The 21933-nt window shown below is 41.1% G+C and carries 29 protein-coding genes; 4 read left to right on the plus strand and 25 right to left on the minus strand.

Annotation, left to right across the window (positions count from 1 at the left end):
• Window positions 1–28 precede the first annotated feature (28 nt).
• The 19 genes from NSQ25_RS14220 to NSQ25_RS14310 form a co-directional block, all read right to left on the minus strand.
• Complete coding sequence (locus NSQ25_RS14220) at window positions 29–469, minus strand: phage portal protein (protein WP_012011040.1); 441 nt, start codon at window positions 467–469, stop codon at window positions 29–31.
• Between the two features lie 526 nt (window positions 470–995).
• Window positions 996–1439, minus strand: a complete 444-nt coding sequence (locus tag NSQ25_RS14225) for a phage tail tube protein (protein ID WP_024423257.1) — start codon at window positions 1437–1439, stop codon at window positions 996–998.
• Between the two features lies 1 nt (window position 1440).
• Window positions 1441–2787, minus strand: coding sequence for a phage tail sheath family protein (locus tag NSQ25_RS14230; protein ID WP_034282473.1), 1347 nt, complete (start codon window positions 2785–2787; stop codon window positions 1441–1443).
• 3 nt (window positions 2788–2790) lie between these two features.
• Window positions 2791–3003 (minus strand): hypothetical protein, encoded by a 213-nt coding sequence (locus NSQ25_RS14235; protein ID WP_034282476.1) that lies wholly within the window; start codon window positions 3001–3003, stop codon window positions 2791–2793.
• Window positions 2990–3445 (minus strand): hypothetical protein, encoded by a 456-nt coding sequence (locus NSQ25_RS14240; RefSeq protein ID WP_034282479.1) that lies wholly within the window; start codon window positions 3443–3445, stop codon window positions 2990–2992. Before NSQ25_RS14240 ends, NSQ25_RS14235 begins: the two co-directional genes overlap by 14 nt.
• 4 nt (window positions 3446–3449) lie before the next feature.
• A complete protein-coding gene (locus NSQ25_RS14245; protein WP_326135709.1) occupies window positions 3450–3947 on the minus strand; it encodes an HK97 gp10 family phage protein in 498 nt (165 codons plus the stop codon).
• Complete coding sequence (locus NSQ25_RS14250) at window positions 3944–4300, minus strand: YqbH/XkdH family protein (protein WP_326135710.1); 357 nt, start codon at window positions 4298–4300, stop codon at window positions 3944–3946. Before NSQ25_RS14250 ends, NSQ25_RS14245 begins: the two co-directional genes overlap by 4 nt.
• Window positions 4297–4680 (minus strand): DUF3199 family protein, encoded by a 384-nt coding sequence (locus NSQ25_RS14255; protein WP_024423261.1) that lies wholly within the window; start codon window positions 4678–4680, stop codon window positions 4297–4299. The genes NSQ25_RS14250 and NSQ25_RS14255 overlap by 4 nt, the downstream gene beginning before the upstream one ends.
• Window positions 4681–4693: 13 nt before the next feature.
• Entirely contained in the window at window positions 4694–5617 is a 924-nt protein-coding gene (locus NSQ25_RS14260; protein ID WP_024425904.1) for a phage major capsid protein, read from the minus strand.
• Window positions 5618–5639: 22 nt separating this feature from the next.
• Window positions 5640–6728, minus strand: coding sequence for an XkdF-like putative serine protease domain-containing protein (locus NSQ25_RS14265; RefSeq protein WP_034282492.1), 1089 nt, complete (start codon window positions 6726–6728; stop codon window positions 5640–5642).
• Between the two features lie 38 nt (window positions 6729–6766).
• Window positions 6767–8224: a phage portal protein gene (locus NSQ25_RS14270; protein WP_041115859.1), complete on the minus strand. Its 1458-nt coding sequence runs from the start codon at window positions 8222–8224 to the stop codon at window positions 6767–6769.
• On the minus strand, window positions 8221–9522 hold the full coding sequence (locus tag NSQ25_RS14275; protein ID WP_162176180.1) for a PBSX family phage terminase large subunit: 1302 nt from the start codon (window positions 9520–9522) through the stop codon (window positions 8221–8223). Before NSQ25_RS14275 ends, NSQ25_RS14270 begins: the two co-directional genes overlap by 4 nt.
• Window positions 9523–9530: 8 nt before the next feature.
• Complete coding sequence (gene terS / locus NSQ25_RS14280) at window positions 9531–10175, minus strand: phage terminase small subunit (RefSeq protein ID WP_070325950.1); 645 nt, start codon at window positions 10173–10175, stop codon at window positions 9531–9533.
• Between the two features lie 152 nt (window positions 10176–10327).
• Window positions 10328–10846: a sigma-70 family RNA polymerase sigma factor gene (locus tag NSQ25_RS14285; protein ID WP_034282498.1), complete on the minus strand. Its 519-nt coding sequence runs from the start codon at window positions 10844–10846 to the stop codon at window positions 10328–10330.
• 126 nt (window positions 10847–10972) lie between these two features.
• On the minus strand, window positions 10973–11179 hold the full coding sequence (locus tag NSQ25_RS14290; RefSeq protein WP_024423268.1) for an XtrA/YqaO family protein: 207 nt from the start codon (window positions 11177–11179) through the stop codon (window positions 10973–10975).
• Entirely contained in the window at window positions 11176–11577 is a 402-nt protein-coding gene (locus tag NSQ25_RS14295; RefSeq protein WP_070325951.1) for a holliday junction resolvase, read from the minus strand. The genes NSQ25_RS14290 and NSQ25_RS14295 overlap by 4 nt, the downstream gene beginning before the upstream one ends.
• A gap of 50 nt (window positions 11578–11627) precedes the next feature.
• A complete protein-coding gene (locus NSQ25_RS14300; RefSeq protein ID WP_080701215.1) occupies window positions 11628–11870 on the minus strand; it encodes a hypothetical protein in 243 nt (80 codons plus the stop codon).
• Complete coding sequence (locus NSQ25_RS14305) at window positions 11848–12000, minus strand: hypothetical protein (protein WP_170825845.1); 153 nt, start codon at window positions 11998–12000, stop codon at window positions 11848–11850. Before NSQ25_RS14305 ends, NSQ25_RS14300 begins: the two co-directional genes overlap by 23 nt.
• Entirely contained in the window at window positions 11997–12260 is a 264-nt protein-coding gene (locus NSQ25_RS14310) for a helix-turn-helix transcriptional regulator (RefSeq protein ID WP_098677625.1), read from the minus strand. The genes NSQ25_RS14305 and NSQ25_RS14310 overlap by 4 nt, the downstream gene beginning before the upstream one ends.
• 159 nt (window positions 12261–12419) lie before the next feature.
• Here NSQ25_RS14310 and NSQ25_RS14315 point away from each other — a divergent pair, with 159 nt between their 5' ends.
• From NSQ25_RS14315 to bioB, 3 genes are all read left to right on the plus strand, one after another.
• Window positions 12420–12797 (plus strand): helix-turn-helix transcriptional regulator, encoded by a 378-nt coding sequence (locus tag NSQ25_RS14315; RefSeq protein WP_065215243.1) that lies wholly within the window; start codon window positions 12420–12422, stop codon window positions 12795–12797.
• Between the two features lie 219 nt (window positions 12798–13016).
• A complete protein-coding gene (locus NSQ25_RS14320) occupies window positions 13017–13367 on the plus strand; it encodes a hypothetical protein (RefSeq protein WP_024425911.1) in 351 nt (116 codons plus the stop codon).
• A gap of 151 nt (window positions 13368–13518) precedes the next feature.
• Window positions 13519–14514 carry a biotin synthase BioB gene (gene bioB, locus NSQ25_RS14325; RefSeq protein WP_326135712.1) on the plus strand — a complete coding sequence of 332 codons (996 nt, stop codon included), beginning with the start codon at window positions 13519–13521 and terminating at the stop codon, window positions 14512–14514.
• A 35-nt stretch (window positions 14515–14549) separates the two neighbouring features.
• Here the strand turns inward: bioB and NSQ25_RS14330 are convergent, their stop codons facing one another.
• The 4 genes from NSQ25_RS14330 to NSQ25_RS14345 form a co-directional block, all read right to left on the minus strand.
• The gene (locus NSQ25_RS14330) at window positions 14550–15023 is read right to left on the minus strand and encodes a hypothetical protein (RefSeq protein WP_024423274.1); all 474 of its coding nucleotides are present in this window, start codon (window positions 15021–15023) and stop codon (window positions 14550–14552) included.
• A 374-nt stretch (window positions 15024–15397) separates the two neighbouring features.
• Window positions 15398–16231 carry an undecaprenyl-diphosphate phosphatase gene (locus NSQ25_RS14335; RefSeq protein WP_046313507.1) on the minus strand — a complete coding sequence of 278 codons (834 nt, stop codon included), beginning with the start codon at window positions 16229–16231 and terminating at the stop codon, window positions 15398–15400.
• Window positions 16232–16358: 127 nt separating this feature from the next.
• Window positions 16359–17501 (minus strand): AI-2E family transporter, encoded by a 1143-nt coding sequence (locus tag NSQ25_RS14340; RefSeq protein ID WP_024423275.1) that lies wholly within the window; start codon window positions 17499–17501, stop codon window positions 16359–16361.
• A 66-nt stretch (window positions 17502–17567) separates the two neighbouring features.
• Window positions 17568–17960, minus strand: a complete 393-nt coding sequence (locus NSQ25_RS14345; RefSeq protein WP_070325953.1) for a DoxX family protein — start codon at window positions 17958–17960, stop codon at window positions 17568–17570.
• A gap of 197 nt (window positions 17961–18157) precedes the next feature.
• Here NSQ25_RS14345 and NSQ25_RS14350 point away from each other — a divergent pair, with 197 nt between their 5' ends.
• Window positions 18158–19150 carry a Gfo/Idh/MocA family oxidoreductase gene (locus NSQ25_RS14350; RefSeq protein WP_070325954.1) on the plus strand — a complete coding sequence of 331 codons (993 nt, stop codon included), beginning with the start codon at window positions 18158–18160 and terminating at the stop codon, window positions 19148–19150.
• Between the two features lie 73 nt (window positions 19151–19223).
• Here NSQ25_RS14350 and NSQ25_RS14355 read toward each other — a convergent pair whose 3' ends face one another.
• Window positions 19224–19748, minus strand: coding sequence for a type 1 glutamine amidotransferase domain-containing protein (locus tag NSQ25_RS14355; protein ID WP_070325955.1), 525 nt, complete (start codon window positions 19746–19748; stop codon window positions 19224–19226).
• A 90-nt stretch (window positions 19749–19838) separates the two neighbouring features.
• The gene (locus tag NSQ25_RS14360) at window positions 19839–21827 is read right to left on the minus strand and encodes a methyl-accepting chemotaxis protein (protein WP_041115847.1); all 1989 of its coding nucleotides are present in this window, start codon (window positions 21825–21827) and stop codon (window positions 19839–19841) included.
• Between the last annotated feature and the right edge of the window lie 106 nt (window positions 21828–21933).

Here is a 21933-nt window from a genome sequence, read left to right on the forward strand (position 1 = left end):
AACACCGCTTCTTTATCCCCATCTTTTATTAGTTTTTTGCTGCTTCTTCTAAATCTTCAATTTCATCTTCGAATCCGTTGATTTCGATCGCTTTGTTTAACCAGTTCGCATATTCACCGCCGACTGACAGAACACGTTTTGCTACTTCAACTGGATCTTGTGTGCTGTAGGCTTCTCTTAATTCCTTTGAGCGGAAATCTGGATAAATCGTCGATTCAATCGCAATACGTGCGTAGAAGCGCTGGCTGTCTAAGTCTTTCACACGTCCTCTGCCTTTGACATTTTTGAAGGTTGTGTTTTCTTTTTCCAATTCATCAATACGTTCAGTTGTAATGGCTTTAAAGACAAAAGGAATGACATTCCCTTTTTTATCAACAAAACGCTTAGAAATCGGTACTTTGACTTCTTCCGCTTCTACTGTTTGTCCCGGCATAAAAAATGAAAGATCAAATGTTTGTTTTTCACTCATGTTTAAAAACTCCCTTTGTTATGTTTTTTTGAATGCAAAAAAGCACATCCATTTTTTGAATGTGCTTTCCAATCTTTTCATGTATAATTTGAATTGTACAATTGAACGGCTTGCTCAAGGGCGTCTGGCTCATCCCCAATAGGAAGGGGGTGATGCATATGTCAACATTTGAAGCGATTTCCCTTATGCTTTTATTCGGGATGTTTATCTTTACTTTGTTGACGTATATAGACAAAAAATAGACTCCCCCTTGAGCTGTGGAAGGTTAAAGGGAAGTCTACCTAAAGAACCTATTCGAAAAGCCAGCCCCTTGAAGGGCCTCATTGTACATTGCCGGGATGTTAGAGCATCCTGGCTTCTTTTTATTTTATGCAAATCGCTTTGCATGTAAACATATTTTAATGAATCGAATACAAGACGTCACCAGACGAAATTTAGACGGCTTCAAGACGGTTGTATTACAACTGCATTATAGCATATTCAGTTATTATTTTGCTAATTAATTAGCTAATTTCCTCCACTTTTCTTAGAATGTATTCTTCAGCTTTTCAGGCAGATCAAAGTCCTCGAATGTGAAAGGAACTTCTTCTTCAAGCGCCTCTGAATCAACATCCAATCCAGCGATTTTAGCAGAATCAAAGTTGACATCAAATAATGTGACACGCTCAGTGCCACGGCCTGATGATTTATCGTCAATGACAGCTTGAAGAGTGAAATATGGATCTTCTCCTTTTTTCACATAATTGAGCATTAATTGAACGAAACGGGACGTAACTTTATAGAATGTTGCCGTTCCTGTTCCGTTTGCTCCAGTTGTTTTATGTCCAGTCATTCGGCGGCCCATGACGTTGACTTCTGATTTGTTTTTCTCCACGTTTGCTTCGAAGGTTTTGATAAATGCAAGCTCCTCACCTTCTAAGAAAAGACGACCTTCTTTACCTGAAATTGTATTTTGCGCTTTAAAAGCCATCTTACTTCACCTCCACATTGAAATAGAATTTTTCTGCTGCATCTACTGGTTGAACCGCTAAATCGATGATAAATCCATCACGATCTTCATTGAGACCGATCACGATATCTGTTTCTGAATTAAAGCCTGTAATGCCGCTGCCATCTTGAAGCTGTGTAAGATACTGAGTAATCAGTGTTTTCACAAGCTGCACACCATCATCTGATGCTGGAATGTCATTGCCGTTGGCTTTACGTAATTTAATCAGATTTTTTAATTCGAATGTTAAATCATTGTTGATCGCATCAAGCACACGAATGATTTTATTTTTCGCCAATTGCTGGTTCTTTTCAGCTGTAAAGCTAGTCAAGGAGTTAATATCTTTTTCAACACTCACGGTACGATCTCTCGCATCAAAGGTGAAAAGGAACTCCCCTTGCGATAATCGGTATTCTACTTGATCATTGTCAAGACGTTCTAATGTATCGACCGCTCCTTCGTATTCAACAAAGGTCAGTGACTGATTGAAATTTGCTCCGGCACTTGCACCTGCGACCCATGCTGTTGTTTGTGCAGGTGTTAGTTCGGTGCCATCTTCGAGTACAACACCGCTTGTCACATTGATGATTCCTTCTTGGTCAGCTGCATAATTAGCCACAACCCCTTGCACCTTACGTCCTTGCTTATCACGTAGACGCTCGATAAATGAAGCGAAGGTTGCTTTTAATTGCTCACTATTATCGACTGGAAGAGCAATGACATCGAAGTATTCTGTTTCTGCTGCTTCTAGGAAAGCTGTATAATCTGCGACACTTGCCACGCCGTTTTTCCCGCCGCTTAGTGCCACACCTGCTGTGATGACGGCTTCACCTTCACCAGAAAATTGAACGTATTTGTTTTTCACAAGGTCTTTGACATCAGTGACGACCTGTTTATCCACAATATCTGTTCCAAGATAAGTGATCACATCGCGTTTTGTGCTATCAAGTACATTTTCTGCGACTTGTACTGTGATCTCATTTCCTTTTAGGCCGCCATAATTTGCTGTGACGACAAAATTTTCAGCAATTTCGGCTTTGGCCGGCTCTCCTTCATTTAGGCGGTAAAGCAAGACCGTTTGCGCTTTTTTCTTTGCTTCACGGAAAAGAAGAAGTGACTTATCATCAATGTTGAGTCCAACCTTTTTATTTAAATCTTCCATATTTGAAACGGAAATAAAGGTTTTGGGTTCTCCCCAGCTCATCACAAGGGGAAGTGCCACTGTACCTCGATCGCCTAAAGTAATTCGCTGCTCTGCTGTTGTTTTAAAATTAAAGTAAATACCAGGACGCTTTTTCTCTGTACCTGGTGTAAAAGTGCCTCCGTTCATCCTTTAAACCTCCTTGGACAAAAAAGCATCAATGTGCTTTTTCGCTTCTGTTTTTGTAATTGGTTGATGTTTGATATAAAAAAGAGCCCCTTCAAGGATTTCTGGTTTGACCCCAAAAAGATCCTTACTGTGCTCCTTTAAGGCTTCAAATGAAAAGCCAAATTCTTTTTCTTCGCCGGCTGTTTGAGCGGGCTGAGCATGTTTAGTCTTGCTCACGTTTGATCACCCCATCTGAAAAGTTGATATCTTCAAGGCTTGCCTGTTTATCACGGTTGTACCAATAGCTGCTATCCCACGTCAGGACAATCGCTGCTACGCCTTGATCTATCATTCTTGTTTCCACTCTTTTTATGCGGACATAATCATCAAGCACCTCTCCGTCTTCACTCATCATCTGAATGATTTGACGATCAGCAAGCAATGCATCAACGATTGATTCTGCCGCATCATGTGCTTTTTCTGTATCAATATGAAAGACTTTCACTTGCAGCGAATAAGATTTCATAAAGGTAGAAACCGTATCTGGACCACTGATCACTGTCACAGGCGGCACGTAAACGGATGGCACTTGAAAGCGTTCTGGCAAAAGACGATCATACATTGTCACAGGAAAGTGTGTGTAGATATAATGCATGATTGCCCCGACTTCTTGATTCATTCCATCACCTCCCAAAATGTCGATCGAACCAGCTTTGCAGCTTTCGATCCAGCGACTGGTCAAACATTTGCTCATAGAGCATGACAGCATGATCCCAGTAGCCATTGCCATCAATCCATTGAGAGGCAAGCATCATTCCTGTACTTGCATTCGGATCATATTCAAAACGGCTACCAGTCCATCTGCCAGGCACCCATCTTCGCTCTCCACTTGAAGACGTGGCATGTCCATCATTGACATAGGAGGCATATTCAAGCTGCGTTCCCACTTCAAGTGTGAGACCGCCTTTTGAAATGAGAAAATGATTCTCCTTATCGCCTTGTGTAAAGGATCTAAGAAGCCGGCCTGTATCAACAGCATTCTCCTTGATTAATTCATCCTGAATGATGTCTAAAAACTGCAGGCCCATGTCCTCCAGCCAATCTTGATATTCTGCCTTTAAGCCGCCATCATACGCTGTCTGCAGCTGTGAGAGCAGCCGGTCAAGTCCATCAATTTTCATAGATTTTCCTTCCTGACTGCCATCACTTCGATGTGATGATTTTTCACTTTTTTAGGCTGCTGTAATTTGAGTGACACGCCATTCCACACCATTTTGTCATGCAAGCGAATATCAGTTGCTAAAGGAAAATGGACAAGATAGGATTGATAAATGACTGTATTCGGCTCTTCTTGCACAAGTGACTGGTTCTTTTCTATGACATAACAAGCTAGATCGGTCAGGCTGGGAGCATCGGGATAGGAAAGTGTCATTTGTAAATCATCAGCTGGAATCCCGTATTTCCCGCGGGCAGACTCCTTATGCTCAAGGTGAAAAAGATCACAGCGATCTGTTAATAGAGATTGATAGCTCATAATGATCTCACCTTTAGTTTGGCACTGCCGCCGGTCAATGTTGGTTCAATGTAATCTACAAGCAGGGCATATACATAGGGTCTGCCTTTCACTTGATCAGCTGCCTTCGCATATGAATAATCGCCCATTTTTTCTGACGTAAAGCCTTTCATCATAGATTCGTCATCATTCAGCATGGCAAAATATTGAGCCATTTTTAATAATGCGATTCTTGCTTTTTCAGGGAGGGGCTGATATTTTTCACTTGAGAAATCGTGACCTACGATCTGAAATACCGCAGCTTCTGCTTCGATAATATCTGCTGTCAGTCTTTCTACAGATCGATTTTTCACACGATCAAATACAGAATAGGCTTGCAGTTCTTCAGCAGAAATGATCATGGCCTGCCGTCACCTACTCTTTCACTTTCATCACTTTTGCTACAGCATCCTCTTCCTCAAATTTGCTGTCTAGCTTCGCTGTGAGGACAATAATAAATTTACGGCTGCGAATATCTTTTTCTACTTCAATTCGAATATTACGAGAGAAACCTACGATAATATTTTTAGGGTGTGTCAGCAAAATATCTGATACGTCTGTTCCCGCTTCGTCATATGGCTGCATATTGGCAAGACCTTTGACCGGCACACCGAATGCAGAAGAAAGTCCGCCTTGAATGGCCGCATCTCCAAGGCCTGTCTGACGGTTTGCTACTTGATCCTTCCACTCAACCTCTAAGCTTGGAGATGTGTAGAAACGGAAATCCTGAGGTACACGTAAATATTTTGACGGCATCGCTTTATAGGCTTGCTTAAACATTTGGCGGCTGATTTCCGCTCCGTTTGCATCTACGATATGAGAGACTGCTTGTTTTCTCACGCCATCCATTTGAGCTAAAAATGGATCTGCTGAAGTCGTATCGCCATTGACGATGAGCTCTTCAATGTCAACGGCTGCTCGTTCAGCTAGCATTTGCATAATCGTCTGCTGAATTCCGTCTTTCTCAATATTGTTTTCAATGCTGTCGTAGGTCATATGAATCTCTGCGATGACCTCTTTCGCATTTAGCTGGACAGTGCTTGTCGCTGGGACAACACGGTCTTTCGCATCAAGTGCTTTGCCTTCTTCTGCTGGGCGCAAAATACGCTGGCCAAAGCCGATTTTTTCGATTTTTTGTGAATCACTTTCCATTGGAATAATACGTGCATCATTTAAAACGGTTGGTGTATTTTGCATCATTCTAATGAATGTGTTGGATTGGGTTGCGTTCATGAGACCGCCGGTTTTTAAGCTGGCAAGTGTCATTTCGGCCTTGCGAATCAACTCTTGATTTCTCACACTGTTTCCTCCTTATTTAGGCTTATAGTAAGCCATCCCATATGGGCTTTGTACTGTCATTTTGTGTATCGTGGATTGTTTGTTTTGACATACCGCGCGCTTTTTCAAGCATGTGAATCCGCTCTGAAATAGGCAAAAGCTGCTGCTGAAGCACTTGCTCAAGCGCTGCTTTTTCTCTGCTGGCTGATTTCTCTAAGGAAGAAAGCTGATGATGAATCGGTGCAACGACTTGCTCAAGCACCTTTTGGACAGGTTCTTCCTCTGTTTGATCTGTTTCCTGCTGTTCTGCCTGCTGTAAGACGTTTTCAATGGCCATTTTTGCTTTTTCAAGCTCTTGTACTTGCTCCGTTGTCAGAGCGGCATCTTGTTTTTGTACGGAGGCTGGCCTTTCACCAATCGTTTGAAGCACATCCTCTGTCTTCAAAATGTCCTGCACGATTGGCAGCAATTGCTCAAGCGCTGATCTTACACCCGCCTCATCACCATCACTTGACTGTAAGGCTTCCAGCAGATGGTCTAAAACGCTCCAAAAATGTTGTGACATGTTTGCACCTTCCTCTTTCAAAAAGAAATTTTTCAGCAAAGAAAAAAGCCCTCTCTCATTTGTGCTTTGAGATAGGAGCTGATCTTGTTCTTCTATTGCTACGATGTCTGCCGTTCCAGCCATTGAATACCCTGTAATGTGGCCTTTCTGGATTTGATCCCAAATCTCTTGGGAAGCCTTTGTTACAAGTACCCAAGATCCTTTTCGAATCAGCTCACCGCCTACCTCAAAATCAGCGGGGGCAATGTATGATTCAACAACCTCGCCCACACCATGTTGAAAATCATGCTGCTTGTCAATGCGGCGGGCATCCTTCATAAAACCATGTGCCGCTCTTTCAATTTCTTTGGCAGACATAAAGTCTTGGTGTGCATCAGGTGTATTCGGTTCATACACGACACCATACACAAGACGATGAGCATCTTCTGCCTTTGTCAGCACACTAACCTCCTTTTGAAAATCAGGCTGGCTTTTCTTTGCCTTCATCAAAAAGAATTTCTTTTTGTTTGCGGCTCTGTCCACATAGGAAACATGCGTAATTTTTGCGTTTTTTAATTCTCTCGGCATATGTTCACCCCCTTTCAAAAAAGCGCATGCGCTTCGGTTTATTTCTTCAGCTGATTCGCCTCTCGTTGAGGCTCTTGTTCGGCTGATGTCATGCGGCTTTCTAAAGGTCTGTAATAGAGATCCTCCGGCCATTCCTCTAACGTTTTCCCAAGGATACGTCCTGCTAGATCTCGCAAATCGTTTGGTGACACTGCCCCAGCCTGAATAAACGGTGTCAGAACCTTGGCAATCTCTAATGGATCTCTAAAGTCAGGACCATTTAATAGGAAACGAACATGCCAAATATCAAGATCCGGCAAGAAAAGGGTATTGAGCTTTCCTGTGATGAGATGCCGTTCAGGCTGAAATACCTGTTCTTCTGTTGTTTTTCGCGCCGTATCGGCTGTCGCTTTGTTATAGTCTTGAGACTCACCTGTGTAAATAGGCGGCAGGCGAAAAGCAGAGCGGATTTTGTTTCTTGTTTTTTCATCGTATTCTAAAAAGAGTGCATCTTCTTGCAAGATCTCTGCTAGGGATTTGAAGTTCACTTTGACATTTGAGACATCTTCTTCTCCAGTTAACCCTTTTTCCGTCGGGAGACCTTCGACTTCAAGCAATAGAAATTTATGTGCATGATCAGAGCCTTCGATATCGTCCATATAATCCTGAAGCTGCTGATAGGAAGACTCAGACAGCATTCCATTTTCGACAATGATGGCACCAGGTACATGCCGCCCTTGTTTAAAATAAAGATAGTTCAATTCTTCTGCCTTGCGTGCCCCATACATATTGACGATGTTGCCAATCCAGCGGGGAATCCCATACGTTCCACTGCCGATTTTAAAATGAATCACTTCTGTTGCGCGCAGCGGCTCTGGGGTGGTGTCATCGTATTTGCCTGTTTCACAATGTAAAATGCGTGGATCACCATACTCCTTGAAGAAGACTTTCTTTTCATTGATCACCTGCACATATTTACGGAATCGTTTCTTTCGATTCATTGTTTTCAATTCGCCGTTTTCTGTATACCGGAATTCAACATCAACTGGCTCACTAAGCTTGCAAATACGGATATGGAGCGCATCTAAATACTCGATTCCTGCCGGCTTTCCCTGACCATCTCGGAGAACCTCTAAAAAACCATTCCCCGTTTTCTCCCGGTCTTCGATGACATAGCCAAGCACCACATCAGCAGACTCATCATAGTTCATGTATTTCGTAAACTCTTCAAGTCTTGTCCATTCCTTCTCTGCGGCCTTCTTTTTTGCTGGTTTCACACCTTCTGCATTAAAGTCAAAGGCATATTCTACACCAAAACCAAAGCCTAAAATATTGGTCTTATACGCATCAATACATTGCTGAAGAATGGTTGAATATTCTGCCATGCTTTTTAATTCATTGATATTGTAAGGCGGGGGAACAATGTCATCTTTTTCGTAGGAAAATTCATCTGCATACATTTGTTTTGTATGATCAGACATGTTTGCCTTCATAATGGTTGCTTTCAATTGTTTCATTGTATGGACCTCCTCTCTCTGTTTGGACGGACACGCTCTGAGGCGGTCTGTTTCAAATCTGTCACTTCATAATCATCCAGCGCATACCAGATGGCTGATAAAGTGTGCGGATCAATTTGAAATTCATCTTCCTCTAAACGTCCATCCTTATCTGCCTTATAGGTTAGTGATTGAAGTTCATAGATGGTATATGGACAAGCATCAGAACAAATAATTTTCTTAAACCGTTTGATTTTTTTTGTATACTGCAAACGTGAGCCTTGGAACTTATGTGCCGCTACCATTTGAAAGCCGCGCTGCCGAAAATAGTGAATGGTTTTAGGTTCGGCTGCGTCGGCTTTAATCAGTTCCTGTGATTCAATGAACTCTTGCAGGTCAGTGGCTGTTTCATCATCTGTTTTCCCGCGGTCGTAATATTCCCAATAAATATATAAGTACTTTTTTTCATGATCGACAGCTAACCGAATGAGCGCATTGTATGATTCAACAAATCCAAAATCCATGCCTGCTCGTTTCAGCGGTCTGTCAATCTGCTGAATGGCTTCTAATACATCAGAATGGCTTCTCACCTCAAATTGAGGAAAAACCTTTGTGCCATTAATGCCGAAATACCCCTTCCTCGCAATACGATAGAGATCTGGGTCATACTCTTTCAGCTCATCCAGCTGCTTCACGTAGCTTTTAGGAAGGAATAGGTTATCTTCCGCCGTGGAGTGATGGTAATACGTATCCTTGATGACAACGGTTCGCTTTTTGTATAATGTTTCGTCATCTAAAACAAATCGCTTCAGCTGTTCATCTCGAAAAAAATGTCTGTACGTCCAATTATCCTGACCAACAGGATTGGTCGATAACATCATATAAAGCGGTAAGGACGGATGCCTCAGCCTTCCAAGCAGCTCTTTAAAACCTTCATAAGAAACCTCTGAACATTCCTCAATCCAAATGATCGAGATGTTGTTGATCGATTTCAATTTTTCAGGCTTGTCTAGTCCTTTAAATAAGATGCTGCTGCCGTTTCGAAACGTTAGTGCAAGCGGCGAACTTCGGCACTTCACCACGTGGTCGATGCCGAGGTCGCTAACGATTTCTTGTAATAAAGAAAAGGTTGATTCGCGGTGCGTATCATACACCTCTCGAATGACAAGTGCTGTCCGCTTTTCTTCCAGCAGTTTTAAGACAAGCTTTAAAGCAATGTGATAGCTTTTGGAGGAGCCATAGCCTCCGACTAAAAATTGAAACTTTTGATTCCAATCGAATAGAAAGTGTTCAAAGTGAGGATTGACTTCTTTTTCAATCAATGGCGTCATGAGTCTTCCTCTTTTCGCTTGATCATGATTTGAAGATCTTCCTCTTTTTCTTCACGCACTGCTTTTTTCGTTTTTTCGATCGTCAGTTCAATTTGCTTCAGCCTTAATCTTCGTTCATCCTTCGCATGTGCGAGCTCTTCAAACTGTTTTATTAAACGCCTGAGTTCACCCATTGCACGGGATTGTGCATTTAAAAACGTCGCATGCCGATCCCATGAAAATTGAAACGAGTATTCTTCTGAGGTCATGTCTAGTTCTGTCTGAATGCCTTCGCCTGTTTCTTCTAATGAAGAAGGCATGTATGCCGCCTTTTTCAGCTCTTTGATCATGTCCTCTTGATCTGCTACATACATGATTCGCTGCGCCCGAATAATGGCTGCATATTGAATTTGAATTTGGTCCCAGATTAAATCAAGCGATGTGCGTCCATCCATTTTCTCCATGATTTCAATCGTTTCATCTGAAAGAAATTGATTGAAAATCGAGTGTGCTTGCTTTGACGAAGTTTTTTGTCTTTGCCATCCGTATCGTCTTTTCCACGATTTGACGGTATGGATCGAGACATTGTAATGATCAGCAATTTGCTGGTACGTCATCCCCTTCATATAATCCTGCTTGGCCTCTATCCGTTTATCTTTCATTTACATTCACCTGCCGCCTCCTTTTAATTCGAATGATTCCCTCTGAAGGAATCATTTGTGTAGGGCTAGCAAACATTCGTTTGGTCTTTCTAACTATAGGTGGCAATTGTAAGACAAGCTTTAGCTGATTTATTTTTGAACAGAAAAAACACCTATTCAGCAGCTCTGAATAGGCGTTCTTGTACTTTTTTGGACATTTTCGTCCGCGCTCTTTCCATATGTTTTTGCACAGTTCCTTTTTTGACATCCAGCATGTCCGCAATCTCGCTAAACGATAACCCTTGTGTTGTGTGCATAAAGAATACGTCCTTTTCTCGATCTGTTAAAACAGACAAAGCGTCATCAATTCTTTTTTTGTCTCTCTCACTGACTTCTCTTTCTTTCTCTTGAATAAGGGTATATTCATGTGATAAAGCCTCTAACACTTCTGGATTTGCGAGAATGGTACGCTGATAGACTGAACGTCTGTCTAATCCTCTGCGCGCGCCTGGCTCTCTTCCGATTTGAAGCCATTCTACTACGTATTCCAGATCGCTTACCATACTGGCGATCATTTTTTTATCATGCTTGTCTTGAACGGACAGCTGATGTTCTTCTTTTTCTTTAAATGGTTCATATTGTTTTCTAGCATTCTTTAAAGCTCTTTTATATTCAATGAGTAAATCTTGCATATTGGCTCTCTCCCTTTTTTAAAAAAATAAAAAACGGACACCAATCAGGCCCCTCTTAACAGGGTCTTGATCAGTGTCCGCAGGCTTTCCGTCTTGGACATATTGTGCTTTGATGTGTTCAGTCAGTTAGCTGATTTTAAAACCAATCTCGTGATCTACTCTTGCAAAATGACCTTTTGCCGTTTGAATAATGGTTTTTCCATGTTCAGGTACATCCATTTTATAAGCCGTTCCTACATTCCCATCTAACACGATGACTTGAATTTTTCCTTTTTCCATCTCACCGACAAATGTTTGGTTTTCTTGAATGAATAGTTGTTTTGGCTCGTTCATCTGCTTGTCTCCTTTTTTGGTGTTGGCCTCGTGCCACCACCTACCGTATTGATAATGATTTCAACTCTTGGACACATACTATAAAACTGTGAAACTCTTAGATCGACCATCTGCAGAGGCACTTCATCGGCTATAGAATGAAGTGCTTGTTGAATATGCTGTAGATTTGGCTGAAAGATGCTGACGTGTACAGGGCGTATCAACCCTTTTTCTGCGTAAGTACGCTTTTTTTGGCAGTCAGCTATATCAAACGGCATGTGATCAAATAAACGAATTTCAAGTGATAGTGCGCCTTTTAATTTTTGCGGGCATTGCCCTTTTGCAGCTGATCGTATTCTTTTCATCAATGTCTCTTTTGTTAACAAATGCTCATGTTCAATGATTAAATGGATGACCATGTTATGATCTCCCGTCATCCTTTGCCCACTGGCGGATGTCTTGTTCGTTTTTACTCGCTTTGAGCAAGCATTTCAAAAATGTCATGATTTGCTTCCATCGTTTCACGTTGACCTGATTCCTCCTTTTTTGTATCATCAACCTTAGCTTCCAGGAGGGTCATATATGTCTCTTTCTCTTCTGATGTGGCAAAAACAAACATCGGTGTCTGATGATGAAAGGCGATCCAGCCGCCAGCTTGGTCTAAACAAAGCTGCGCTTCTTTTCTAGCATCAAACGTCAGCTGATGTCTCATCTTCTTCAGCTCCCTCCAAGCTGTCCTCAATTTCTGTTTGGTATCCATATCGTTTCATGTCATATACCCAATAACTTTTTGGATAACCAAAGTCACTTATCTGAGTCACCATTGGATGTTCAATATTCATTCTGTTCGTCTCCCCTTTTCTAAGAACCGATCTTCTCTTAAACAATTACTCTTTTCGTGTAACTTTTGGCCAAAAAAAAGCTCTTGAACCCCGGTATTCAGCAGATCTGCAATATGCTTTGCTATTTCTAAGCTAGGCTTCGTTCTGCCCATTTCGATATTCGCATAGCCGCTTGTGTACTTATATCCCAATTTTTTCGCCATATAGGTTTGTGTTTTTCCTTGCAATATGCGCTCTTCTCGTAAATTTTCAAGTTTCATCTTTCCACCTCTTACTCAATATGTGTAAGTTATATTCATTATGATAATATACACATAACGAGTAAGTCAACCACATTTTTATTCTTTTTGTGTATTTATTTATCTTTTCCGTGTAATTCATGATAAAATTTACTCATAACATGAAAAAAGGTGTTTCTGATGGATAATTTGACTGGGAAGATTCTAACTGAATTAAGAGAGAAGAATGGATGGAGCAAGTCAACAGTTGCTAAAAAACTCGGATTAAAGGCGATGTCCACTTATGCAAACTGGGAATACGGCTTGAGAAAACCCGACGGTGAAATGATTGTGAAAATTGCCGAATTATATGGGGTCTCAACCGATTATCTTCTCACAGGTAAGGACAAAGGCAGGCCCGATGACGATCTTGCAGACGATCCTGATTTGCAAATTGCGTTTAAAGCAGCATCAGATTTTTCCGAAGAAGCACGAAGACAAACCATCGATTTTATTAACTACATTAGAGAGAAGGAGAAGCAAAAAGGTCGTCAGCCAAAAAAGCGAGACGACAATTGATCATCTCTTTTCATCTGCTTTACGCTGGGACGAACCCAGCTTTTTTTTATACCTCTTTTTCCCTTAAAAAAGAAATAGCATATGAATAAAAAATCATGTCTTTTCCAACATAATATGTGACAATTTTCGCCATAATTACTCTTTTTTTCACATATTTTAATTGACAAATAATTCTATTATTATTAATATATGTATATACCAAAAAAAGGAGTGTTACCGATGAAAAAATTCATGAAAATCTGTACATTGTCTTTAGCTGCTGTAGGTGCTCTTACATTCTCTCAAACTGAAGGTGCTCATGCAGCTGCACAGCCAAAAGAACCAGTCATAGCAAAAGCTCCTATTATGAATAAAGTAATTACGGTGAACCGTACGCTTTCTGTAGGTTCTTCAATCGCCGTCTCTCTTCCAGCAAGCCAAATTTCTGTGTCGGGTGCAACGTATGCGATTCAATTAGATCAAACGGCTCCAAACTTCACTTGGATTCGCGCTGTACAACGCGGTTCTGTGACAGTTTCCTACTATAATTCACTAGGCGAGCTTGTGATTAACTATATTACTGTTCGATAAGCAATCTAGCTTTACATATCTAAAGGCGATGACATGAAGTCATCGCCTTTTGGTGTTTAGAGTTGGTTTCATCTGAATCATGATTGCCAACACCCGCCCAATGTGTTAACTTTTAATAAAAATAAGTTAACATATTAAGGGGGCATTAACGATGAGAGAGCAGCTGTCTTTGTCTTGGGAAGCAATAGCGGAGAAGGCGATGAAAAATGAACCGATCACGGCGCAAGAGGGGCTAGACATTCTTGAAGCTGACGATAGAGAATTGTTACCTATTATGCATGCAGCCTATCAAGTGCGATTTCATTTTTTTCAAAAAAAGGTGAAATTAAATATGATTTTTAACGCGAAAAGTGGATATTGCCCTGAGAACTGTGGATATTGTTCACAGTCGATGATTTCAAAAGCACCGGTTGAAAGATATACAATGCTTGATCAAAAGACCATTGTAGCTGGTGCGCGTGAGGCTCTCAAAAGAAAAGCCGGAACTTTTTGTATTGTGGCAAGCGGGAGAGCGCCTTCTCATAGGGAATTAGATGAAGTCACAGCAGCAGTCAAGGAGATCACTGAAACGATGCCTTTGAAAGTGTGTGCCTGTCTTGGGTTATTAAATGAAGAAAAAGCGAAGCGGCTGAAGGAAGCGGGTGTTCATCGGTATAATCACAATATCAATACACATCATGATCATCATGCTCACATTACGACAACTCATACATACGATGACCGCGTGTCGACCATTGAGCAGGTCAAACAATCTGGCATGTCACCTTGCTCAGGGGTCATTATTGGAATGGGTGAAACCAATCAGCAAATTGTTGAAATGGCTTTTGCGCTCAGAGCACTTGATGCGGATTCAATTCCAGTCAACTTTCTTCATGCCATCGAAGGAACACCGCTTGAGCATCAAAAACGAACACACCCAATCAAAGCATTGAAAGTGCTGGCAATGATGAGATTTGTCAACCCAACAAAGGAAATTCGGGTATCCGGAGGCAGAGAGTTTAATTTACGGACACTCCAGCCGCTCGCACTGTATGCCGCAAATTCCATTTTTGTTGGTGATTATTTAACAACAAAAGGCCAGCAAGTCCAAACGGATCATCACATCATTGAGGATTTAGGGTTTGAAATAGAAGAATGTGCGTTATAAAAAAAGTCTGCCGGTGAATCGGCAGACTTTTAAGATTAGAATCTTTTATGAAAATCGACAGTTCCGCTTCCATCTTCTCGGTCAAAGCTGCCAACAAACGTCCAGTTAATATATCCACCGTCGCCATTATTGACAAACGTACCATCTTCAAATACCCAAATACCAAACGTAATCCCGTCATATTCAACACTATCATAGTAAACAACATTGTTCAGACCGCTAAAGTCGTGGTCTTGGCTTAAGTTTTGGACAACTACGTTGTAGTTTTGACCTGCTTCATAGAACGCACTGTATGCCGCATTTTTTACGAATCCATCACGATTTTGAGATGATTTTACTGCTTGTTCAATTTTATCGGCAATGGCTACTGGATCAATTGAGACACTTCCATCAACACCTGTTGTTGTAGCAGCTTCAGCCGTTTGACCAAAAGTCGTAAGAGATAGAGGGGCAGCAATCATTGACGTAGCGATGACAGAACCAACAAACATTTTGCTTGTTTTTCTCATTATTTCTAACTCCTCCTTTAATTGGTATGTTTATGTACTACCCCTTCATCTGTCTCTTAAACACTAATTTATGAAAAAAATTCTTATTCTACCAATTAAGAGGGTATTTTTACTGTTTAATTAGGCGAAATCACAAAAAAACTACTCTTATAAAAGAGTAGTTTTTTCAGATTGTTGACAAAGGGCTAAAATGATGTTTATTTTAGCTCTTTGTCTTTTTTTCAGCGTGATAGAAAACCTTTGCAGTCTAGGAAGGACGAGCACTGGCGCGGAGCGAATTTGACATTCGTGAGCACCAGCGCGCAGGACTGACAAAGAATGCGAGGGTTTGTCTACACGCTGAAACTACTCTTATAAAAGAGTAGTTTACAGTATTACATGAACAGGATAAATAAAATCACACCTAGGATAATTCGATATATCGCAAAAGGCACCAGTTTGATTTTATTGATCAGTTTTAGGAAGAATCGAACAACAAAGAGAGCCACAACAAACGCACTCACAAAGCCGACGATAAAGAATGGCAGCATATCCGGTGTTAAATATTCGGCATTTTTCACAAGGGTTAACAAGCTTGCTCCTGCCATAATCGGCATCGCCATGATAAATGTAAAGTCTGCCGCAGCACGGTGATTCAAACCAAGAATAACCCCGCCTGCGATCGTCGAACCTGAGCGCGAAAATCCTGGCCATAATGCTAAACATTGAAACAGTCCAATATAAAGCGCCTGTCTGTAAGTCATGTTATCGACAGAGCTTGTTTCTGATTTCCGTTTATTGATCCAGTCAGCGACAAGCATCAGAACTGCCCCTAAAATCAAACCGACAGCGACTGTTCTGACGTCAAATAAATATTTATCAATATAATCTTCAAATAAGAATCCTAAAATGACGGCTGGAACAAGTCCAACTGCAATTTGGGCGATAGTCAGTTTATGCCCGCTGCGCTTTTGCTCTTCGGTGATATTTTTCTTTAAGCCCAATAAGTTTAAAATACGATCTTTAAACACGATCATGACAGCTAAAATTGAGCCTAACTGAATCACGACTTTAAATGTGTTGGCCGCTTCTGGCGTAATAATTTCCTTTGATTTTAACCAAAGATCATCGACAATGATCATGTGACCTGTAGATGAAACAGGTGCGTACTCTGTTAATCCTTCGACAATTCCTAAAACCAGTGCCACGAATAAATCCCATAGATTCATGATTTTCTTTCCTTTCAATTCTGATCTTTTGAACACGCCAAACATCTATGTCCACATAAAGACAAGCTTCCTTCATCGAAAGCTCGTCTTTATGATACTATATTTTTTTCAAAAAAAGATTATGACATCAAACCTTTTCTTCTTTATACAAATTAGACCGCATTTTGAACCAATCAAATAAGTGAGTCGTGATGACCTTCAGAACGGCATACGTCGGAATAGCGACAATGATGCCGACCACGTTGAACAATTTACCAGCTGTTAATATAACAAAAATAATCGTAATGGGATGAATATGAAGGTTTTTCCCCATCACCTGAGGAGAAATGAATTTCCCTTCAACGAGCTGAACCACTGTCCAGACTATAATAAGTTTTAGCAGCATTACTGGTGACGTCACAAGTGCAATCACAATCGCTGGTGTAATCGCAATTGTTGGACCAAGGTAAGGCACTATGCTTGTACATGCAGCAATGATAGCGAGCAGCAGCGCATAGTCAAGTCCAATGATCATATAACCGATTAACAGAAGAACACCGATACAGAAGCTGACAATGATCTGTCCGCGAATATACGAGCTTAGACGGTGGTTCATTTCGTGAAGCATGATATGTGTATGTTCCCTCATTTTACTTGGGAAAAATTTCAATAGATAGTCAGGCAGCTTTTTGCCGTCTTTTAATAGATAAAACAGAATAAACGGCACAGTCACGATCGAGATGATGACTTCTGTGAGCGCCCCTAAGAATGTTCCTACACCGGTAAAGGTGCTTTCCAAAATCTTCGTCGCTTGACTGGATGCTTTACTTACCAATTCAGACACGTTAAAGTTCATCGAGTTTTGCACTTGATTAATAAAGTTACTTCCTGTTAATTGTCTAATTTGATCTTCTACCGTATCGACGTATTTCGGAAGATTATGAAATAGACTCATGGTTTGAGCTTGTAAAAAAGGAATAATGGACACGATGGTCACTGTAATAATCCCAATAATGACAATATATAAAAGCAAAATGGAATAGATCCGCTTGATTCTTGCTTTCTCTAACAAGTTAACAATTGGATTTAATAAATAATACACGACTCCTGTTAAAATAATCGGTAAGGCAATGGTTTTGACGAGTACAATGAGCGGTGTGAAAATAAATGATGTTTTCATGAAAACTAGGATATTCAATCCAATTAATAACAGGACGAGTAAAAAGAGAACAAACTTGTTATCAAGAAAAAATTTTCTAAATCGACTGCTCCACATTTGCATAGAATTCATATTGTTCCTCCAAACACGGGCTATTTTATGAGTAAATTGTACACTACTTGATCATGATTATGGTCGTCATTGTTTGAGCTTTTTTTCCCATTTTGCAATGGACATTGCCCATACAATGAGAATCGGCTGTCCAATAAGCCTTATCCATAGCAAGGCTTGTTCTGTATTTTCTTGACCTGGAAATGGTATTCCCTCACGAGCAGCAAATAAGTTTGCAGGGAAAATGAGTACAAGATAGACAGCAATGGATTTTGCCGCTGCAATCCTGACATTTGGCAAAAGCAGCAGCAAGGCCAGCAGCCATTCAAGACATGCAGTCGCATAGACCATTACATATGGAAATGGCCAGCCTGGCATCATGCGGGCAAAGCCGCTCGGCTCTATCACATGAAAAATACCAGCCGCTATGAATAAAAGCGCAAAGATGTATGTACTTCCTATATGCAGGACGCGCTTCATGTTTCCTCCTCTCCCTTCTATCCTGAGTATTACCCGAAGAAGGAAGAAACTACCCACTTTTCGTACATTTATATCCTTTATGTAAGACGCATCAGCCTATATAAAGGTTTCATCCGCTTTGCAATAAAAAGAATATTCTTTCATACAAACGCTTTCAAAGCATGTATAATCAGAGAAAAGCAGAAGGAGGGAATCACATGATTCGATTTGCTGTCATCGGAACGAACTGGATTACAGATCGGTTCTTACAAGCTGGTGAAGAACTAGCTGATTTTACATGTACAGCCGTCTATTCACGGTCCGCTGAAAAAGGACAGGCCTTTGCCGAAAAATATGGGATTGATACGGTTTTTACGAACTTACAACAAATGGCGGAAAGTGATACGTTTGATGCCGTGTATATTGCGAGTCCAAATGCCCTTCATAAAGAGCAGGCCATGTTGATGATGGGGCATCAAAAGCATGTTTTATGCGAAAAACCATTCGCCTCTCATCGAAAAGAAGTGGAAGAAATGATTGCCGCAGCGAAAAAACATCAAGTGTGTTTGATGGAAGCGATGAAAACGACATTTCTGCCTAATTTCCTTCAAATCAAACAGCATCTTGATCAGCTTGGACCTATCAGGCAAGTGGTCGCGCATTACTGTAAATATTCTTCAAGATACGATGCCTATCGAAGCGGCGAGCTTCCAAATGCCTTTAAGCCTGAGCTATCCAACGGTTCTTTAATGGATATCGGGGTGTACCTCGTTTACCCAGTCATATACTTATTTGGTCTGCCGAATCAAATCACCGCGAGAGGCTATAAGCTTTCTTCTGGTGTGGATGGGAACGGTTCAGTCCTTTTACAGTATGACGGGCATCAAGCACTTCTTTTTCATTCTAAAATTTCAACGTCTCATTTATCGGCTGAAATTCAAGGCGAGGATGCCACCATGGTGATTGATCAATTCCACCGTCCTTCACGAATCACGATACACGACCGTGACGGACATCAAACTGACATCTCTCTCAAAGATGATCAGCCAGCTATGTCTTATGAAATCAATCATTTTATTGAGTGTATTCAGCAGGGAATGGGGCAGTCTCCTGTCAATACATTTGCCCTATCTGTTCAAACCATGTCCGTCATGGACGAAGCGAGAAGACAAATGGGCGTGATGTATCCTGCCGACAGACAAAATGTATAGGGCATGAAATGATGAACAAAGGGCGAATGATTGATTTGTTCGCCCTTTGTTTTTTACGTTTCGTGTCAGTCGTTTATTTTGCGGCTAACACATCCGCAAATGCTTTCACATACGGCGGAAGGTCCGGCGGGCGTCTGCTGGAGATGAGGTGGCCATCTGTGACAACTGCCTCATCGAACCAGTCCGCACCAGCATTTGTCATATCATCTTTAATACCAGGTGTACTTGTCACTTGTCTGCCTTTCAGGATTCCTGCTGATATCAGCACCCAGCCGGCATGACAAATCTGACCGATTGGTTTTGCCTTCGCATCAAATGTACGGACGATGTCTAATACTTCTGGATAACGGCGCAGTTTATCAGGCGCCCATCCGCCAGGGACTAGCACAGCATCAAAATCATCAGCTTGAATGGAATAAAAATCTGCATCAGATACCGCCGGCACACCATACTTCCCGATGTACTCATGATTTGCTTTTTCACCTACAAGATGGACAGTCGCCCCTTCTTCTCTTAAACGCAGAACCGGATACCATAGCTCTAAATCTTCAAAATCATCGCTGACAAACGCAATGACCTTCTTATCTGATAAACGCATACTATCTCTCCTCTTCTTTCGATTTCCTCTATTGTACGAGATGTCCTCTTAAAAAGAAAAGCGGTTCCCCTTGAGGAGAACCACTTGACCTTATTCGCTGATCTTGAATTTTTTAATTAAATCACGTAATTCTTCCGCCATTTGGGAAAGAGTTGTGGATGAAGAACTAATCTCTTCCATAGAAGCAAGCTGCTCTTCAGCAGATGCTGCGATATCTTGGATGCTTGCTGAACTCTCTCTTGATACATCTGCAATTTCATTTACTGCTTTAGAAATTTGCTCAGATCCTTTCGACAGCTCGCGCACCGTTGTATTCATTTCATTCATTCTTGCTGCGATTTCCGCTGTTTGCTCATTTATTTGTGAGAAACTTTCTTTCGTTTGATCTGTAATAGTAAGACCACTTTTCACTTCTTCATTCACTGCTTTGAACATATTTTGAGATGTTTCGATTTCAGTAACGATTTCATTCACAAGCTTTTCAATCTCTTTTGCTGAATCCGATGATTGAACCGCTAGTTTACGCACTTCTTCCGCAACAACAGAGAAGCCTCTGCCTGATTCACCTGCGCGTGCTGCTTCAATGGCAGCATTTAGTGCAAGTAAATTCGTTTGATCCGCAATGCCGTTAATCACGCCTAGGATGTTTGTGATATCTTTTGATTTATGCTCTAGCCCGTTGATCACGCCTTCAGCTTCTTTCACTGAATGGTCAATCGTCTTCATTTGGCCAACAGTCTGCTCCACAAGCTGTCCGCCTGTTTCTGCGACTGTTTTTGATTGAACAGATGACGCTGTGATGACATCAGACGTTTCGGCAACTTCGTTCAGTCCTTCATTCATTTGTTTTAAATGAACCGCGCTTTGTTCCACCATTTCGCTTTGATTTTCGTTGCCGTTAGAGAATGTTTCAATAGATGATGTGATATGTTCGGTTGCTTTAGTTGTTTGACCTGCGCTTGCCGTCAGTTCTTCAGATGATGAAGCAACATTCTCAACAGATGTTTGTACTGCTTGAATGACATCTCTTAGGGACTCACTCATTTCATTAAAGCTTGTGCCAAGCTGTCCAATTTCATCTTTTGAGCGGACATCAATTTTTTCTGTTAAATCTCCCTGACTGATCTTCTTCGAAGAAGAGACAAGAGTGGAAAGTGGTTTTGTAATGGAACGGATGATAAAGAAGATCAGAATCCCGCCAATGATAAGCGCGCCGGCTAAAATGATGGCGGCCATGTTAAAGACTGGCTGTGCAGCTTCTTCTACTTCACTGACAAACATCGTCCCGACAATTTTCCAGCCAGTCGCCTTGTTTGTGGTGAACTCCATTTGCTTTTCTTTTCCTTCAAACATATAGCTCATAGATCCGTTATCTTGTGAATACATTTTTTCTAACCATTCACCAGATAATTTTGTTCCTGCTTTTTTCGTTGGATGTGCCACATATGTACGGTCTGGACTTCCAATAAAGGCATAGCCTTGTTTCCCAATGTTAATGCTATTGGACTCTTTAACTAGATTCGCAATGTCTAGGTTCATCGCGATGACGCCTGATCCATCCTCTAGTTTTTTAGAAATGGTTACCACAAGTGTACCGGTTGAAGCCGTTGCATATGGGGCTGAAACAGACAGCTCACCGTTTTTCGCCCAGCCGTCTTTGTACCAATCCCTCTCAGTTGCGACATAACCTGCAGGCATTTTTTGATTAGGATATCTTGAAAACACTTTGCCGTCACTTGAAGCGACAAAAATGCCTTCTGTGTCATCATTCATACTCATGAACTGCTCAAAGCGTCCTTGAATATCGGTCGTTCCTTTTTGCTTGAGCTTTTTCTCCGTGATCCATTTGCTAAAGAAATCGGCTGCGTCTGTTTTCACTTTGACAACCTTCGTAATATTTTTATCTAGCTGCTCTACGTTTTCCTTTGCACTTTGCATAATTTGATCATTTAAAGAGGTGCTTGCCGTATGGTATGAAGAGAATGCCAATACAATGATTGGACATAAAAGAATAAATAAGAAAGAGAATACGAGCTTTTTTGAAATAGATGGCTTTCTGAAATACTGTATGAATTTCATAAAAAAGAAAACTCCTTTTAGTAAGATAGTATATATATCGGAAGTACTACTAGGTTCTTTACTTTTTTAACTTATTAAAGTCTAAATAAGTCCAAATTACCCAATT

The sequence above is a fragment of the Bacillus sp. FSL R5-0512 genome (assembly GCF_038593295.1).
Lineage (GTDB): Bacteria > Bacillota > Bacilli > Bacillales > Bacillaceae > Bacillus > Bacillus safensis.